Source organism: Halorhodospira sp. 9621 (assembly GCF_022228055.1).
Classification (GTDB): domain Bacteria; phylum Pseudomonadota; class Gammaproteobacteria; order Nitrococcales; family Halorhodospiraceae; genus Halorhodospira; species Halorhodospira halophila_A.
In genome coordinates this window covers 83581-98971 of sequence record NZ_JAJNRD010000002.1, presented here as the reverse complement: position 1 = coordinate 98971, position 15391 = coordinate 83581, and the positions used below count along the sequence as shown (strand labels likewise).

The 15391-nt window shown below is 66.5% G+C and carries 16 protein-coding genes; 6 read left to right on the top strand and 10 right to left on the bottom strand.

Annotation, left to right across the window (positions count from 1 at the left end; translation table 11 throughout):
• Positions 1-903: a universal stress protein gene (locus tag LRF89_RS01725; protein WP_201170501.1), complete on the top strand. Its 903-nt coding sequence runs from the start codon at positions 1-3 to the stop codon at positions 901-903.
• Positions 904-918: 15 nt separating this feature from the next.
• Here the strand turns inward: LRF89_RS01725 and LRF89_RS01720 are convergent, their stop codons facing one another.
• The gene (locus LRF89_RS01720; protein ID WP_238636491.1) at positions 919-1335 is read right to left on the bottom strand and encodes an acyl-CoA thioesterase; all 417 of its coding nucleotides are present in this window, start codon (positions 1333-1335) and stop codon (positions 919-921) included.
• 51 nt (positions 1336-1386) lie between these two features.
• Positions 1387-2256: a MotY family protein gene (locus LRF89_RS01715; protein WP_201170500.1), complete on the bottom strand. Its 870-nt coding sequence runs from the start codon at positions 2254-2256 to the stop codon at positions 1387-1389.
• A gap of 441 nt (positions 2257-2697) precedes the next feature.
• On the opposite strand from LRF89_RS01715, the gene pufB (LRF89_RS01710) reads away from it, so the two are divergent.
• Entirely contained in the window at positions 2698-2925 is a 228-nt protein-coding gene (gene pufB, locus LRF89_RS01710) for a light-harvesting antenna LH1, beta subunit (RefSeq protein ID WP_011814200.1), read from the top strand.
• A 12-nt stretch (positions 2926-2937) separates the two neighbouring features.
• Positions 2938-3132: a light-harvesting antenna LH1, alpha subunit gene (pufA, locus tag LRF89_RS01705; RefSeq protein WP_011814199.1), complete on the top strand. Its 195-nt coding sequence runs from the start codon at positions 2938-2940 to the stop codon at positions 3130-3132.
• A 277-nt stretch (positions 3133-3409) separates the two neighbouring features.
• On the opposite strand, the gene def is transcribed toward pufA, so the two are convergent.
• The 7 genes from def to LRF89_RS01670 all read right to left on the bottom strand — a co-directional run bounded on the left by def (position 3410) and on the right by LRF89_RS01670 (position 10673).
• Positions 3410-3898 carry a peptide deformylase gene (gene def / locus LRF89_RS01700; protein WP_201170499.1) on the bottom strand — a complete coding sequence of 163 codons (489 nt, stop codon included), beginning with the start codon at positions 3896-3898 and terminating at the stop codon, positions 3410-3412.
• Positions 3899-3987: 89 nt separating this feature from the next.
• Positions 3988-4203: a light-harvesting protein gene (locus tag LRF89_RS01695; RefSeq protein ID WP_201170497.1), complete on the bottom strand. Its 216-nt coding sequence runs from the start codon at positions 4201-4203 to the stop codon at positions 3988-3990.
• A gap of 14 nt (positions 4204-4217) precedes the next feature.
• Positions 4218-4397 carry a light-harvesting antenna LH1, beta subunit gene (gene pufB / locus LRF89_RS01690; RefSeq protein WP_011814196.1) on the bottom strand — a complete coding sequence of 60 codons (180 nt, stop codon included), beginning with the start codon at positions 4395-4397 and terminating at the stop codon, positions 4218-4220.
• Between the two features lie 599 nt (positions 4398-4996).
• A complete protein-coding gene (gene acnA, locus LRF89_RS01685; RefSeq protein ID WP_201170495.1) occupies positions 4997-7741 on the bottom strand; it encodes an aconitate hydratase AcnA in 2745 nt (914 codons plus the stop codon).
• Between the two features lie 65 nt (positions 7742-7806).
• Positions 7807-8436, bottom strand: coding sequence for a high frequency lysogenization protein HflD (gene hflD / locus LRF89_RS01680; protein WP_201170493.1), 630 nt, complete (start codon positions 8434-8436; stop codon positions 7807-7809).
• Positions 8433-9581 carry a tRNA 2-thiouridine(34) synthase MnmA gene (gene mnmA / locus LRF89_RS01675; RefSeq protein ID WP_201170490.1) on the bottom strand — a complete coding sequence of 383 codons (1149 nt, stop codon included), beginning with the start codon at positions 9579-9581 and terminating at the stop codon, positions 8433-8435. The genes hflD and mnmA overlap by 4 nt, the downstream gene beginning before the upstream one ends.
• 84 nt (positions 9582-9665) lie before the next feature.
• Positions 9666-10673: a LysR family transcriptional regulator gene (locus tag LRF89_RS01670; protein WP_238634619.1), complete on the bottom strand. Its 1008-nt coding sequence runs from the start codon at positions 10671-10673 to the stop codon at positions 9666-9668.
• 272 nt (positions 10674-10945) lie between these two features.
• On the opposite strand from LRF89_RS01670, the gene aceA reads away from it, so the two are divergent.
• From aceA to clpA, 3 genes are all read left to right on the top strand, one after another.
• On the top strand, positions 10946-12214 hold the full coding sequence (gene aceA / locus LRF89_RS01665; protein WP_238634626.1) for an isocitrate lyase: 1269 nt from the start codon (positions 10946-10948) through the stop codon (positions 12212-12214).
• A 129-nt stretch (positions 12215-12343) separates the two neighbouring features.
• Entirely contained in the window at positions 12344-12664 is a 321-nt protein-coding gene (gene clpS, locus LRF89_RS01660) for an ATP-dependent Clp protease adapter ClpS (RefSeq protein ID WP_201170480.1), read from the top strand.
• Between the two features lie 83 nt (positions 12665-12747).
• Positions 12748-15018 (top strand): ATP-dependent Clp protease ATP-binding subunit ClpA, encoded by a 2271-nt coding sequence (clpA, locus tag LRF89_RS01655; protein WP_201170478.1) that lies wholly within the window; start codon positions 12748-12750, stop codon positions 15016-15018.
• A gap of 53 nt (positions 15019-15071) precedes the next feature.
• Here the strand turns inward: clpA and infA are convergent, their stop codons facing one another.
• Complete coding sequence (gene infA / locus LRF89_RS01650; protein ID WP_201170476.1) at positions 15072-15290, bottom strand: translation initiation factor IF-1; 219 nt, start codon at positions 15288-15290, stop codon at positions 15072-15074.
• Positions 15291-15391: the final 101 nt, after the last annotated feature.

Sequence of the window (15391 nt, the reverse complement as noted above, 5' to 3'; positions counted from 1 at the left end):
GTGCGCAAGATCCTATATGCCACCGATCTCAGCGAACGGACCGAGGCAGCGGCGCAGCGCAGTCTGGATCTGGCTCGCTTGCACGGGGCCGAACTGCGGGCGCTGCACGTCATCGAGGCCGATCTCGAGGAGGAGACCTTGCGCCTGCTGTTCCGCGAGCAGGGCGGCGGCGCGCAGCAGGCGACCCGTGAGCTGGAGCGGGCCAGTGAGGCGCGAATGAACGAGCAGCTCAGTGCCATCGCCGGCGGTGGGGCGGACCCGGCGTGGTCGGTCGGTTGCCGGTGGGGACGTGGTGCGGCTGAGATCGCTGCAGAGGCGCGGGAGTGGGGAGCCGATCTGGTCACGATTGGTGCCCACGGGAGGCGCGTGGTACGGGATCTGTTCCTCGGCGCAACCGCGGAGCGCCTGGCCCACGAGCGCGCCGGGCCTATCCTGGTGGTCAAGCGCCCGCCGCAGGGCGGTTACCAGCGGGTTCTGGTGGCCGTGGACGGGTCCGGACGCTCGCGACACGCTGTCGAAGCGGCCGCCCGCCTGGCCCCGGACGCCGCGCTGCAGCTGCTCGGCGTTCACGATACGACACCGCTGGAGCGGATCTACGGGGCGGGCGAGGGGGCTGCTACAGAGCTCCAGGCGGCCCTGCAGGACGGGCGGCAGCAGACCGCCGAGGCCCTGGGTCGCCTCGTGGACGAGTTGCCGGTGCGGGATCGCGTCGACCACTTCGAGGCCCGCGGCGGCGATCCGGCGACGGTGATCCGTCAATTCGCCGAGGAGGCGGATGTCGATCTGGTTGCCATGGGGACGCGGGGCCTCTCCCGCTGGCAGGGTGCCCTGCTCGGCAGCGTTGCCCGCCGTGTCGCCCACGAGAGCGAGCGCGATGTCTTGCTGACCAGCGGCGAGGGCTGAGCGCCGGCGCGGATCTCAGGTGCTGAGGGCCTCGCGGAAGGGCTCCGGGGTGCGGCGCGGCCGGCGTGCGGTGTAGTCGAAGAAGGCGATGGTCGTCCGGGCACGGGCGACCTCCCTGGCGTCTGCCGGGCGCTCGACGCGGTAGAAGAGTTCGGCCCTACTACGTCCGATCGTGCCGGCGCCGACGGCGATGGTCAGGGCGTCGCCGTGGAAAGCCTCGGCCCGGTACGCTACCTCCAGCTCGCTGATGACGATACCGGCTCCGCCACAGTCCCCCTCACTGAAGCCGTAGTGGGCCAGAAAACCCACCCGGGCCTCGTGGAGCAGGGAGACTAGGGCGTCGTTGCCCAGGTGGCCGCCGTAGTTGACGTCGGTGATGCGCACCGAAAGCTCGGTGGCGAAGGGCAGATGCTCGGGCAGTTCGATCCTCATGGTGGCGATCATAAGGATCGGCGGTTGCCATCGCCAGCACAAGACGGGTGGCTAGAGGGCCGTCCGCAGCTCCACGCGGCGGTTGCTCGCCAGCTCGTGGATGTCCTGTTCAGCGTTGTCCTCGTCGATAAGCCGCGCCTCGATCTCGATCCGGTCCTCGGGTAGGCCGAGGTGCACTAGCTCGTCCCGGACCGCCGCAGCGCGCGCTTCGGCAAGTTGCTCGTTGATCTCCGGACTGCCCCGCGTATCCGCATAGCCGATGGATAGCACCACGCCCCAGTGCGGGTTGTCCTCGACGGCGCGGACGAACCGCCGGATCTCGTCTAGAGCGTTGCGGGTGAGGTCGTCGCTGCCCGTGGCGAAGTAGACCTCGGTGCGCGGCCCGCGCGGCAGGCGCGGGAGGTTGCCCTCCCAGGTTGGGCCGTCACTGTCCGCCATGGGTTCGCCGGTGCGGCCAGGGATAACCTGGCCGCGGGTGGCGGTGCCGGCGTCGACGCGCTCATGACGGGCGATGCACTCGCGGTAGTGGCCGAGCGCCCGCTGGAAGGCGGCCGGGGTCAGCCCGATCTCGATCAGCTCCCCGCTGTATCCGGCCTCGTAGCGGATCTGTGGCTCGCGCCCGTCGCGCAGGGCGTCGAGTAGCCACTGCGTCGTCCGGCGGCTGAAACGCAGTGTCCGCGTGTCCGGGTGCAGACGCACCGGCTCGACATGGCGGCGCCGATCCCCGCCCCAGGCTGGCTCGCCAATATAAAGATCCCCCTCGATTTCTTCCCGGGGAGGGCGATTGGCGAAGAAACTCAGATACTGTCGACCGTCATGCCGGTAGCTGATTAAGGCCACCCCTTTTCCGGGGATTTCGTGGGCCATATGGCACCCGGAACGCCCCTCGAAGGCGTGCCATTGCGCGCCATGCGGGTCCATGCGGTGCGTCTGCTGCCCACTGACAGCCCCGGCGCTTACGCAAATTGCCGCAGCGCAGGCGAAAACGATTGCAAGGGTCCGGGTACGATGATTCATCATGTCCACCATATCGGCATTTGCGCGGGAAACTGAAGTGGAGGGAAAAGGATTCCACAAGGGGGTACAGGGGTGCGGTTATACGCCACCACACAGCGCCCCCATTCCTGCGTTAGTGTTTAGGTCATCGTGGAGGTCGAGCGCTGGACCAGATAGGCAAGGGCTCGGCACACGAACGAACCTCGAAGACTGGGCGGGCCCAGCGTACCGACCCAGCGCTTTGAGGAAGGTCGGCACCCAGGTGCCGGCTGCACGGGAAGTCCCACGTTAGCGTGGGCGACCACCCCCTACCGCGCGGGGGTAGAGCGCGGTACCGGCTGAAACGCTGAACGGAGGACGAAACGTATGGCCGATAACATGTCGCTGACGGGCCTTAGCGATGAGGAAGCTAAGGAGTTCCACAGCATCTTCATGCAGAGCTTCCTGATCTTCACGGCGGTGGCCGTCGTGGCCCACTTCCTCGCTTGGGCCTGGCGTCCGTGGATCCCCGGTGCCGAGGGCTACGGCTCCGTCATCGAGGGTGTTCACAACGTGACCGCCGCTGTTTCCCAAATCGCGCCGCTTGCTGGTTAAGGAGATAGAACCATGTGGAGACTCTGGAAGCTTTACGATCCGCGCCGCGTCCTGATCGGCATCTTCTCCTGGCTGGCCGTGCTGGCCCTGGTGATCCACTTCATCCTGCTCAGCACTGATCGGTTCAACTGGGTCGGCGGTGCTGCGGTCAGCTCGGTGAGCGAGTCCGCTGAAGAGGTGTCCGCTCTGCCCCCGCGGCAGGTCTGACACCCGCTCCCGGGTCAGGTAGGAGGCTCTCCCGCTCTCTCGGAGTGGGGGAGGTTCCTCCCGGGAGAGCCTGCCAGACGCGGCAGGTTGTGAAGAAAAACGGGGCTTATGCCCCGTTTTTCTTTGTCTGTCCGCATTAGTCTCCTGTCTCCTCCGGGGGGTAGGCCGGTCCATACCGGCCTCCACCAGCCAAGCGGGGTGCCCGGGCGCCCTTTTACGTCCGGGCACCCATTCCCTACCGAATCATAGCGCCTGTATGGCGTCTGCGTGGTGCCTGCTAGCGGCGAAGGAGGCGGCCGGCGCGCATCCGCAGCCGTTGCCAGAAAGAGAGTCGGTCGATGAATAGGGTGCCGTCCAGGTGGTCGACCTCGTGGTGCAGGCAGACGGCCTCGAGGTTCTCCAGCTTGCAGTGGAACCGCTCACCGCTGGTGTCCTGAGCGCGGACACTGACCCGGGTGGGGCGCACCACCAGGCCTTGCTGACCGGGGACCGAGAGGCAACGCTCCTCGATGTAACCGGGCAGGCTGCTGCCGGTGATCTCCGGATTGATGAATACGCGCGGCGTCTGTGTCGGATCGGTGCAACAGACGACAATGCGCCGGCGGATATCCACCTGCGGGGCTGCCAGTCCGATGGCGGAGGCGGCGCGCATGGTCTCGATCATGTCATCGACCAGCTCACGGAGTTCCTGGTCGAAGGTCTCCACTGGCGCGGATGGTTCTCGCAGGCGGGGGTCGGGGTGTTCAAGGATGTCTAGCGTGGTCATGGAGGGGTCCTGACGAGAAAAAGGGGCGAGATCCGCAGACCCCGCCCCAGTGTCGAGCCGTCAATGGGCTGCTATCCGCGCAGGCGGATTTACACCATCGACTCGCGCGTTGCCAGCGCGTCGCTCTCGGCAATCTCCGAGGCCGGGATCTCGGCCGCGGCGTTGCCCTCGAAGAAGGCGGGGTACCAGCTGGTGTTCGTCAGGATAGCACCGTGCACCAGCAGGCTGATCAGCAGCACAACACCCAGGAACAGCGGAAGGCCGACGCTGGGCTTGACTACGAGCCAAATACGAGCCTGGTTCATGTGTTAATCCTCCCTTAACCGAGCCACGGCGAGTAGGCGAAAGCCAGCACGTGCGCAACCACGGCGATGCCGAAGAAGATGCGCGCGCCGTCCAGCACGTAGCTGTGCAGCTCTTCCGCCTCCGGCAGGGTCAGCCCGGACGGCCAGACCCTGTTCGGGTCGTCGAAGTCCACGAAATCGTCGCGATCTCTCATAGTAGCTACTCCTTTTATGAAAGGCGTTAGCCTCCGAACCACCCGCCCAATCAACCGGACCGGAGATGGAGCGGGCACCATCCAAATGTCGCAGGGTTAGATAAACAAGAAGGGCGGGTGGCGGTCAACGCTCGGGGGCGCGGTGCCGCACGGGGTGCGCTGCCTTGCCGCGCCACCCTGCGCGGCTACTGCAGAAAAACGTATAAGTACGCGCCAACTGCCCGTTTGTGAAGGGTGTGCGGCGATTTGCCCAATCCTTATCGGTCGCCGCTGTTGGCGGCCACGGGAGCCGCTGGAGCGGTTTTATCGAAAAACCGGGGATTTGAATCGATATTCGCCCGGAAAATCCCGGCGGGCGCGGCCTGAGGAGGCTTTCGAATATCCGGTGGAAACACCGCTCGATGGGAATCATCGGAGGGTGCGACACTGAATCCGTCTCGGAAAAAGGGGGGCGATCCCGAAAGCTTCTTCCGGTGGGACGGACCGCGGTGGCGACGGCCCACAGCGGCCGTTGCACGTCGTATGAGGGGCGGTGGGGGAGCACCCGGGGGCGGGGTGGCCTGTGGCCAACCCCCGCCCATATCAACGCCTGAGGGGTCTCAGGCCGCGCCGGCGAGCCCGCGCAGGACGTAGTGCAAGATACTGCCATGACGGTAGTACTCCCACTCCTGCGGGGTGTCGATCCGCACACGGGCCTCGAAGGTCGTCTCGCCGCCATCCTCACGCCGTGCGACCACACGTACGCTGCGGGGCTGCTCGGTGATGCCCTCGATGTCGAAGGCCTCGTCCCCTGTCAGGCCGAGGTTCTCGGCGTTCTCGCCGTCGCGGAACTGCAGGGGGAGGACGCCGAAGCCCACCAGGTTGGAGCGGTGGATGCGCTCGTAGCTCTCCGCGATCACGGCCTTGATGCCCAGCAGCTTGGTGCCCTTGGCTGCCCAGTCACGGGAGGAGCCGGTGCCGTACTCCTTGCCGGCGAGCACGACCAGTGGGGTGTCCGCCTGCTGGTAGCGCATGGAGGCGTCGTAGACGCTGGTCTGCTCGCCACTGGGCACGTGCGTGGTCCAGCCGCCCTCGGTGCCGGGCGCCATTTTGTTGCGCAGGCGCACGTTGGCGAAGGTGCCGCGCATCATGACCTCGTGGTTGCCGCGCCGCGAGCCGTAGGAGTTGAAGTCCTTGGGGGATACCCCCTGCTCCTGCAGGTACTGCCCGGCAGGGCTGTCCGGGTGGATGGCCCCGGCCGGCGAGATATGGTCCGTGGTGATGGAGTCGCCGACGTAGATCAGGCAGCGGGCGCCGCGGATATCCTGCAGCGGCTCCGGAGTCTTGCTCATGCCCTGGAAGTAGGGCGGGTTCTTGACGTAGGTGGATTCGCGCCAGTCGTAGAGCTCCCCGCGGGGGGCATCGATGGCCTGCCAGGCGGCGTCGCCGTCGAACACGTTGGCGTACTGCTCACGGTACATCCCGGCGGAGATGTTGCCGCGGACCAGGTCTGCCACTTCCTGCTGGGTCGGCCAGATGTCCTGGAGGTAGACATCCCGGCCCTGACTGTCCGTGCCCAGCGGCTCGTTGTAGAGATCCCGCGCCATGGTGCCGGCCAGGGCGTAGGCCACCACCAGCGGGGGCGAAGCGAGGTAGTTGGCCCGAACGTCCTGGTGGATGCGGCCTTCAAAGTTGCGGTTGCCTGAGAGCACCGAGGTCACGCAGAGATCGCCCTCGCGGATGCCGTTGGTGACGGCCTCGGGTAGTGGGCCGGAGTTGCCGATGCAGGTGGTGCACCCGAACCCGACGACCGAGAAGCCCAGATGCTCCAGGTCGTCGAGGAGCCCGGCCTGCTCCAGGTAGGCGGGCACGACCTGCGAGCCCGGTGCCAGGCTGGTCTTGACCCAAGGCTTGGGCATCAGGCCGCGCTCGCGCGCCTTCTTGGCCACCAGGCCGGCGGCGACCAGGACGGCCGGATTCGAGGTGTTGGTGCAGGAGGTGATCGCCGCGATGACGACGTCGCCGTGCTTGAGCATCTCGTTGCGGCCGCCGATCTCGATCTCCACCGCGCCCCGTTCATGGGCATCGTCGATCCCGGGCGCACTGTGGCCGCCCTCGTGCTCGTACTGCTCCTCAGCCTCGTCGGCGGGCACGGCGTGGTGGGCACGCAGGTGCTCCTGCAGCGTCTGCTTGAAGCTGGTCTTGGCCGCGTCCAGCGGGACGCGGTCTTGAGGCCGCTTGGGCCCGGCGAGGCTCGGGACCACCGTGCTCATGTCCAGCGACAGGGTGTCCGAGTACTCGGCCTCGCGGGCACCGGTCTCGCGCCACATGCCCTGCGCCTTGGCATACTGCTCGGTGAGCTCGATGAGTTCCGGGTCGCGGCCGGAGAGCTCCATGTAGGCCAGGGTCTCCTTGTCGACCGGGAAGATGCCGCAGGTGGCGCCGTACTCCGGGGCCATATTGGCGATGGTCGCGCGGTCGGCCAGGGGCAGGTGGTCGAGGCCGTCGCCGTAGAATTCGACGAACTTGCCGACGACGCCCTTCTTGCGCAGCATCTCGGTGACGGTCAGTACCAGGTCGGTAGCCGTTGCCCCCTCGGGCAGCTTGCCCTCCAGACGGAAGCCCACCACCTCGGGGACGAGCATGCTGATCGGCTGGCCGAGCATGGCGGCCTCGGCCTCGATGCCGCCCACGCCCCAGCCGAGGATGCCCAGGCCGTTGATCATGGTGGTGTGCGAGTCGGTTCCGACCAGCGTGTCCGGGTAAGCCTGCGGGGTGTCGCCGTTGTCGTTGCGGAACACCACCTGCCCGAGGTACTCGAGATTGACCTGGTGAACGATGCCGGTGCCCGGTGGGACGACGCGGAAGTTGGAGAACGCCGTCTGGCCCCAGCGCAGGAACTCGTAGCGCTCCCGGTTACGCTGGTACTCGATCTCGGTGTTGAGCTGCAGGGCCTGGCGGTTGCCGAAGTGGTCGACCATCACCGAGTGGTCGATGACCAGGTCGGCCGGTGAAAGCGGGTTGATCCGGCCCGGGTCGCCGCCGAGATTCTGCATGGCGTCGCGCATGGCGGCTAGGTCCACCACCGCCGGGACGCCGGTGAAGTCCTGAAGCACCACGCGTGCCGGCGTGAAGGCGATCTGGTCCTTCGGTTCGGCCTTGGGATCCCAGTTGAGGACCGCTTCGATGTGCTCGCGGGTGACGTTGACGCCGTCTTCCGTGCGCAGCAGGTTCTCGAGCAGGATCTTCAGGGAGTAGGGCAGGCGATCGACGTCGTAATCGCGGCGCGGCCCGTCCAGGCTGTAGATCTCGTAGGCCTTGCCCCCGGCTTGCAGGGTGGTCCGCGAGTTGAAGCTGTCCGTCATGGTCCCTCCAGTGGTTGTGCGATCAGCGCTTCTTATAGTGTATCGAATCGGTTGTGATGCGTCGCTCAAGCCTCGCTGGGCAGTCCCTCGAGCAGGTTCCGGGCGGCTCCGGCGATCGCCTGGCGCCGGAAGAGCAGCGTCATCCGGCCGCCGCCATTGTCCCGCCACAGGCTAGCGCCGCGGATGCCGCACAGCAGCAGCGCGCGGATCAAGGCGGCATTGCGCTCGTTCTCCAGGTGTTGCTGCTCTCCGCGGATCATCAGCCGTGGTCCCATCTGGCTGATGGTCTGGCTGTAGAGGTCACCGATACCGTGGATGACGCTGGTATGGGTGGGGCTCTCGAAATAGGCCGCCTGGCCGCGGGCCTGCTCGATGCCCTCGGCCAGGCGCTGAAGCACCGCCTGACGCTTCATGAGGCGCCGCTCGAGGTGAAAAATGCTCGCCACGTAACGGGTCGTATCGGCCTCCTGGGGGTCCTCGAGCTGCTCCACCACCCGCCGCAGCCCCGGGGCGAGGCGCGCTGCGCCGTAAAGGGCGTCGGTGCAGCCGTCGTACTCCCCAAGCAGACCCTCGATCAGAGGCTCATACCGGCTCGCCTCGGTATCCCCGGTGCGTGCTACCTCGCGGATGCACTGCACCGCCTGCATGATGACGGCGAGGGTCAGGGCCTGTTCCTGTTCGCGCGAATCGCTCACACCACCTCCGTTGGATGCGTCTGCAGGGTCGGCGGGTTACCCCGGTCCGCCGGGTGCGCGGCGGCGATGGCCGCGCCCCCCAGGCACTGATCGTCGTCGTAGAGAACCAGATACTGTCCGGGGGTTGCCGCCCGCTGGGGCTCGTCGAAGCGGAACAGCACGCCACCGTCGTCCGTGTGCGCCACCGCCCCGGCCTGGGGGCGCTGGCGATAACGCACCTGGGCCTGCAGCCGTGCCCCCTCCGCGGGGATCGGCGCCAGCCAGTGAAAGGGGCCGGTTTCCACCGCGGCACTCTGCAGCCAGGGATGATCGTGCCCCTGGACGACGAGCAGCGCGTTGCGATGGGCGTCCTTATCGGCCACATACCAGGGGGCGGCGCCGTGATCCGGGTCGCCACCGATCCCCAGCCCCCGGCGCTGGCCCAGCGTATAGAAGGCGAGCCCCTGGTGGCGGCCGATCTCTCGTCCATCCTCGGTGAGGATGGGTCCGGGATCCAGGTCGATGTAGCGCTGCAGGAAACGGGTGAAGTCCCGTTCGCCGATGAAGCAGATACCAGTGCTGTCCGGGCGGTCGAAGTTGGGCAGCCCCGCGGACCGGGCCTCTTCGCGGATGGTTTCCTTGGTGCTGTCGCCGAGCGGGAAACGCACGGTGTCCAGGGCCGTACGGGATACGCCGGCGAGGAAGTAGCTCTGGTCTTTGTCCGGATCGAAGCCGCGCAGCAGGGCCGGCCCGTCGTCACTGGCGCGTCCCAGGCGGGCGTAGTGGCCGGTGGCCACGGCGTCTGCCGCGAACTGCTCCCGGGCGTGGTGCAGGAAGCGGTCGAACTTGATGTGCCGATTGCACAGGATGTCGGGGTTCGGGGTGCGCCCGGCGCGCAGCTCCCGCAGCGCCTGCTCGAAGACCTCGCGCCGGTAGTGCACGGCGAAGTTCACCCGTCGAATGGGGATGCCCAAGTGCTCCGCCACCTCTACTGCCGCGGCGATGTCGTCCTCGGCCGAGCACTGCATCAGCGTGTCGTCGTCCTCCCAGTTCTTCATGAACAGGCCGATCACCTCGTGACCGGCGCGGACGAGGCGCAGCGCCGCCACGGCAGAGTCCACGCCACCGGAGAGGCCGACAACGATTCGCTTGGGGGATTCAGTCATGGGGCCGGATCTATCAGGTGTCCCGGGCCGAGAGGCTACCACAGTCCGCGGGTCACCCCGGTAGACCGGGGTGACCGCCACGGCTCACTCCGGGCCGCGGCCGGGGACAAGCACGCTCTCTTGGCTGCCCGGGACGCCGTCCCACTCCGCCGCCTCGCCGAAGCCCTCGGGGTCGATCAGCTCCAGGAAACGACGGGCCTGAGGGGAGAGGTAGCGGCCGCGACGCAGCATGACGCCGTAGGTGCGCCGCGGGAAGATCGCTGGCAGGTCGCGGATCGCCAGCTGCTCCTGCCCGGTCAGGCAGATCGCGCTGGCGATGCCGACCCCGAAGCCGAGCTCGACATAGCGCTTCATGATCTCCCAGCCGCCGACCTCCAGGCGCACCTGGTAAGGCACGCTGTGCTGCTGGAAGATCAAGTTCACCAGGCGCCAGGTGGTCAGCTGGCGTGGCGGAAGGATCAGCTCGCCGGCGGCCAGGTCCTCGAGGGTGATCTCCTCCTTCTCGGCCAGCGGGTGATTCACGGGCGTGATCAGCTTCAGTTCGAAGGTGTGCGTGGCGCGATAGACCACGTCATCGGGCAGGTCCAGATTCGACCCGACGGCAATGTCCACGCGGTCCTGCTGCACGGCGTGGATCTGCTCCTCACCGATGAGGTTGTGCAGACGGACGTGGACCTTGGGGTGGTGTTCCATGAAGGCGCGTAGCAGATCGGGCAGGACATAGAGTGAGGTCGACTCGCCGGCGGCGATGTCCAGATGACCGAGCTGCTGCCGGCGGTTGCGCGCCACGAACTGCTCGGGCAGGGAGTCGATCCCCTCGACGAGTGGTGCGGCAACCTCGTACAGGCCCTCGCCATCCGGAGTCAGCCGAATCCGGGGGCCCCGGCGCTCGAACAGGGTGATTCCCATCTCCCGCTCAAGGGCCTGGATCTGCAGCGACACCGACGGTTGACTCAGCTCTAGCCGCTCGGCAGCACGGGAGATGCTGCGCTCCTGCGCGGCGTGGCAGAACGCGCGCAACTGCTTGAGCCGGTTGTGGCGGTAGTAATGGCGGGGGGATTCGTGATCCAAGGCTTCTCGATCTTCGTCCATTGGGCCGATCAATATGCAATATAGTTTGGGAAATATTGTCAAATGCTGCGGCGCGCCATACTATCAGTGACGCGTTATTCAGGCGCGGCAGTACGCCACCCGGCTGCCGGCGCCTGGCGAACGTAGCGGTACGGGTTCTGGGCCCCGGGTTAACCCCGCCCGGGGTTCGTGCCCCACGAGGGCAACCGCGATGGCCCCTCGGGCCGACAGCAAGAGACCGTCATACAGGATTTTCGGGGGTACGGCGTACCAGCCCGATTGGGAGGAGCATGATGTTGAAAGATCAAGCGGCGATTGAGCGTGACTGGGCGGAGAACCCGCGCTGGAAAGGGGTGCAGCGGGGCTACGGGGCCGATGAGGTCGTCCGTCTCCGTGGGACCGTGCAGGTTGAGTACAGCCTGGCGCGCCAGGGTGCGGAGAAGCTCTGGAAGTCCATGCACGAGATGCCCTACGTCAACGCCCTCGGCGCACTGACCGGCAACCAGGCCCTGCAGCAGGTCAAGGCCGGGCTCAACGCCATCTACCTCTCGGGCTGGCAGGTGGCCGCGGACGCCAACCTGGGTCAGACCATGTACCCGGACCAGTCGCTGTACCCGGCCAATTCGGTCCCCGCGGTGGTGGACCGCATCAACAACGCGCTGCTGCGCGCCGATGAGATCAACCACGCCGAGGGCAACCCGCCGTTCGACTTCATGAAGCCCATCGTGGCCGATGCCGAGGCCGGCTTCGGCGGTGTGCTCAACGCCTTCGAGCTGATGAAGGGGATGATCCGCGCCGGTGCTGCGGGCGTGCACTTCGAGGACCAGCTGGCCTCGGTCAAGAAGTGCGGCCACATGGGCGGCAAGGTGCTGCTGCCCACCCAGGAGGCGGTCCAGAAGCTGATCGCCGCGCGCCTGGCGGCCGACACCATGGATGTGCCGACCATCCTGGTCGCCCGCACCGACGCGGAAGCGGCGGACCTGCTGACCTCCGACGTCGACGACAACGACAAGCCGTTCATCACCGGCGAGCGCACGGCAGAGGGGTTCTTCCGCACCAAGCCGGGCATCGAGCAGGCCATCAGCCGTGGTCTGGCCTACGCCCCCTACGCCGATGTGATCTGGTGCGAGACCGGCAAGCCGGATCTCGGGTTTGCCCGCGAGTTCGCGCAGGCCATCCACGAGAAGTATCCGGGCAAGCTGCTCGCCTACAACTGCTCGCCCTCGTTCAACTGGGCGGGCAACCTGGACGAGGCCACCATCCGCAAGTTCCAGGACGAGCTCGGCGAGGTGGGCTTCAAGTTCCAGTTCATCACGCTGGCTGGCTTCCACTCGCTGAACTACTCGATGTTCGAGCTGGCGCGCGGCTACAAGGAGCGGCAGATGGAGGCGTACTCCGAGCTGCAGCAGGCCGAGTTCGCCGCCGAGAAGCACGGCTACACCGCTACCCGTCACCAGCGGGAGGTGGGCGCCGGCTACTTCGACCAGGTCACCAACGTGATCCAGGGCGGTCAGTCCTCGGTCACGGCGCTGAAAGGCTCGACGGAGGAAGAGCAGTTCTGAGACGGCGCCTGGTCGCCACCGGCGTAAGCCGACCCCGGGGTGGCGTGCAGCCGTCCCGGGGTTTTTTTATGGTGGTTATGGGTGGCCTACATTGGCCGGTTGGCGCGCGACTCTATAAAATGAAGGGTGATGACCGACGAGCCGAACCAAGACGATCCGCAGGGCCCCGAGGTTGAAGCGGCCAAACCGTCGCTCAAGCAGCCCCCGATGTACAAGGTGGTGCTGCTCAACGACGACTACACGCCGATGGACTTCGTCGTGGAGGTGCTGCAGCGGTTTTTCAACAAGGACCGCAACCAGGCCACGCAGATCATGTTGCACGTGCACACGCGGGGGAAAGGTGTCTGCGGGGTCTATACCCGGGATGTCGCCGAGACCAAGGTCTCTCAGGTCAACGACTACGCCCGCGAGCACGAACACCCGCTACTGTGTACGATGGAGGAAGCTTGAATCGTTCCAGGAACCGTGGCGGTACTGGCCGGTCCAATCTCCGGGGAGGTACCCCGGTCGAGCCCCAGGCGAGGTAATAGGGCATGCTGAGTAAAGAGTTAGAGTTCACGCTCAATCTGGCCTTCAAGGACGCGCGTGAGAAGCGCCACGAGTTCCTCACCGTCGAGCACCTCCTGCTGGCCTTGACCGATAACCCCGCTGCCTCGCAGGTGCTCAAGGCGTGTGGTGCCGACCTCGAACGGCTGCGCGGCGAGTTGCAGGCCTTTCTGGATGAGACCACGCCGCTGCTGCCGGTCAACGACAGCCGCGAGACGCAGCCGACCCTCGGGTTCCAGCGCGTCCTGCAACGCGCCATCCTCCACGTCCAGTCCTCCGGCAAGCGGGAGGTCACCGGAGCCAACGTGCTGGTGGCGATCTTCAGCGAACAGGAGTCGCAGGCGGTCTACTTCCTGCATAAGCAGAACATCTCCCGCCTGGACGTGGTGAACTACATTTCCCACGGCATCTCCTCGGTGGGGGGTGAAGAAGACATGGGCAAGGAAGAGAGTGGCCCGGCGGATGAAGAAGGTGCGGCCGAGCCGGCTCAAGGGGGGTCGCCCCTGGAGCAGTACGCCACCAACCTCAATCAGCGCGCCCGGCACGGGCAGATCGACCCGCTGATCGGGAGGCGCTACGAGATCGAGCGCACCGTGCAGGTGCTCTGCCGGCGCCGCAAGAACAACCCGCTGTTCGTCGGCGAGGCCGGTGTGGGCAAGACGGCCATTGCCGAGGGGCTGGCCAAGCAGATCGTCGAGGGCGAGGTGCCCGATGTGCTCAAGGAGAGCACCATCTACTCGCTGGATCTGGGCGCCCTGGTGGCCGGCACCAAGTATCGCGGCGACTTCGAGAAGCGCCTCAAGGCGTTGCTGCATCAGCTCAAGAAGGACAGCGGCTCGATCCTGTTCATCGATGAGATCCACACGATCATCGGAGCCGGCTCTGCCTCCGGCGGCGTGATGGATGCCTCGAACCTGATCAAGCCGATGCTCGCCTCCGGCGAACTGCGCTGCATCGGGTCGACGACGTATCAGGAGTACCGGGGCATCTTCGAGAAGGATCGCGCCCTGGCCCGGCGCTTCCAGAAGATCGACGTCAGCGAGCCGACGGTGGAGGACACCGTGCAGATCCTCAAGGGGCTCAAGAGTCGCTTCGAGGAGCACCACAACGTCCGCTTCACCGAGCCGGCGCTGCAGGCGGCGGCGGAGCTGTCGGCCAAGTACATCAATGACCGGCGCCTGCCGGACAAGGCCATCGACGTCATTGACGAGGCGGGCGCGCGGCTCCGGCTGCGGCCCCGTTCCAAGCGGCGCAAGACGGTGGGCCTGCCGGACATCGAGTCGATTGTGGCGAAGATCGCGCGGATTCCGCCCAAGCGAGTCTCCAGTCAGGACATGAAGATCCTCGAGAACCTCGAGGGCGAGCTCAAGGGGCTGATCTTCGGCCAGGACGAGGCCATCGAGAGCCTGGCGTCGACCATCAAGATGTCCCGTGCCGGACTGGGCACGCCGGATCGGCCGGTGGGGACGTTCCTCTTCGCCGGCCCGACCGGCGTGGGCAAGACGGAGGTCACCCGCCAGCTGGCCGACCTGACCGGAGTGCAGCTGATCCGCTTCGACATGTCCGAGTACATGGAGCGGCACACGGTCTCGCGGTTGATCGGGGCCCCGCCGGGGTATGTCGGCTACGATCAGGGCGGTCTGCTCACCGAGGAGGTGATCAAGCACCCGCACTCGGTGCTGCTGCTCGACGAGATCGAGAAGGCCCATCCGGACGTGTTCAACCTGCTGCTGCAGGTGATGGATCACGGCACGCTGACCGACAACAACGGCCGCGAGGCGGATTTCCGCAACGTGATCCTGGTGATGACCACCAACGCCGGCGCCGAGGAGATGAGCAAGCGCTCGATCGGCTTCACCAACGAGAACGACACCCAGGACAGCATGGAGGCGATCCGGCGCACGTTCTCGCCGGAGTTCCGTAACCGCATCGACGCGGTGGTGCAGTTCCAGCCCCTGGGGCAGGACACCGTGCAGCGCGTGGTCGACAAGTTCATCCGCGAGCTCTCGGTGCAGCTGGCCGAGAAGCGCGTCACGCTGGTGGTCGATGGCGACGCCCGGCGGTGGATCGGCGAGAAGGGCTACGATCCGCAGATGGGCGCACGCCCGATGGCCCGCGTGATCCAGCAGCACATCAAGAAGCCCCTGGCGGAGCAGCTGCTCTTCGGCGAGCTCACCGGCGGCGGCGAGGTCGAGGTCACGGTCGAGGACGGCGATCTGGCCATCCACGTCCGGGAAAAGGACACCGAGGGGGCGTAGCCCGGCGAGCGGGGCCCCCGTGGCCCCGGCGACGGGTGTTCCGGGGCGGGGCGTTACCGCTCTCGGTAGACGATGCGACCCTTGTTCAGGTCGTACGGGGTCAGCTCCACCGTCACCTTGTCCCCGGTCAGGATGCGGATGTAGTGCTTGCGCATCTTCCCGGAGATGTGGGCCGTGATCACGTGGCCGTTCTCCAGCTCGACGCGGAACATCGTATTGGGCAGGGTGTCGACGATCACCCCCTGCATGCGGATGGAGTCTTCCTTCGCCATGCGCCTCTCTGATTCGTGGTCGCTGCGGTCGGATGGAGTCCCGCTTGCACGGGACTTCTGAACGCGCGAACTATACCGGCCTGTAGCTCTGGCGGCAAGGC

Bases quoted from the DNA above. Each gene is read 5' to 3' on its own strand.
- LRF89_RS01720 (WP_238636491.1), bottom strand. From the start codon at position 1,335: ATGAGGATCGAACTGCCCGAGCATCTGCCCTTCGCCACCGAGCTTTCG.
- LRF89_RS01715 (WP_201170500.1), bottom strand. From the start codon at position 2,256: ATGGACCCGCATGGCGCGCAATGGCACGCCTTCGAGGGGCGTTCCGGG.
- pufB (WP_011814200.1), top strand. From the start codon at position 2,698: ATGGCCGATAACATGTCGCTGACGGGCCTTAGCGATGAGGAAGCTAAG.
- pufA (WP_011814199.1), top strand. From the start codon at position 2,938: ATGTGGAGACTCTGGAAGCTTTACGATCCGCGCCGCGTCCTGATCGGC.
- def (WP_201170499.1), bottom strand. From the start codon at position 3,898: ATGACCACGCTAGACATCCTTGAACACCCCGACCCCCGCCTGCGAGAA.
- LRF89_RS01695 (WP_201170497.1), bottom strand. From the start codon at position 4,203: ATGAACCAGGCTCGTATTTGGCTCGTAGTCAAGCCCAGCGTCGGCCTT.
- pufB (WP_011814196.1), bottom strand. From the start codon at position 4,397: ATGAGAGATCGCGACGATTTCGTGGACTTCGACGACCCGAACAGGGTC.
- acnA (WP_201170495.1), bottom strand. From the start codon at position 7,741: ATGACGGACAGCTTCAACTCGCGGACCACCCTGCAAGCCGGGGGCAAG.
- mnmA (WP_201170490.1), bottom strand. From the start codon at position 9,581: ATGACTGAATCCCCCAAGCGAATCGTTGTCGGCCTCTCCGGTGGCGTG.
- LRF89_RS01670 (WP_238634619.1), bottom strand. From the start codon at position 10,673: ATGGACGAAGATCGAGAAGCCTTGGATCACGAATCCCCCCGCCATTAC.
- aceA (WP_238634626.1), top strand. From the start codon at position 10,946: ATGTTGAAAGATCAAGCGGCGATTGAGCGTGACTGGGCGGAGAACCCG.
- clpS (WP_201170480.1), top strand. From the start codon at position 12,344: ATGACCGACGAGCCGAACCAAGACGATCCGCAGGGCCCCGAGGTTGAA.
- clpA (WP_201170478.1), top strand. From the start codon at position 12,748: ATGCTGAGTAAAGAGTTAGAGTTCACGCTCAATCTGGCCTTCAAGGAC.
- infA (WP_201170476.1), bottom strand. From the start codon at position 15,290: ATGGCGAAGGAAGACTCCATCCGCATGCAGGGGGTGATCGTCGACACC.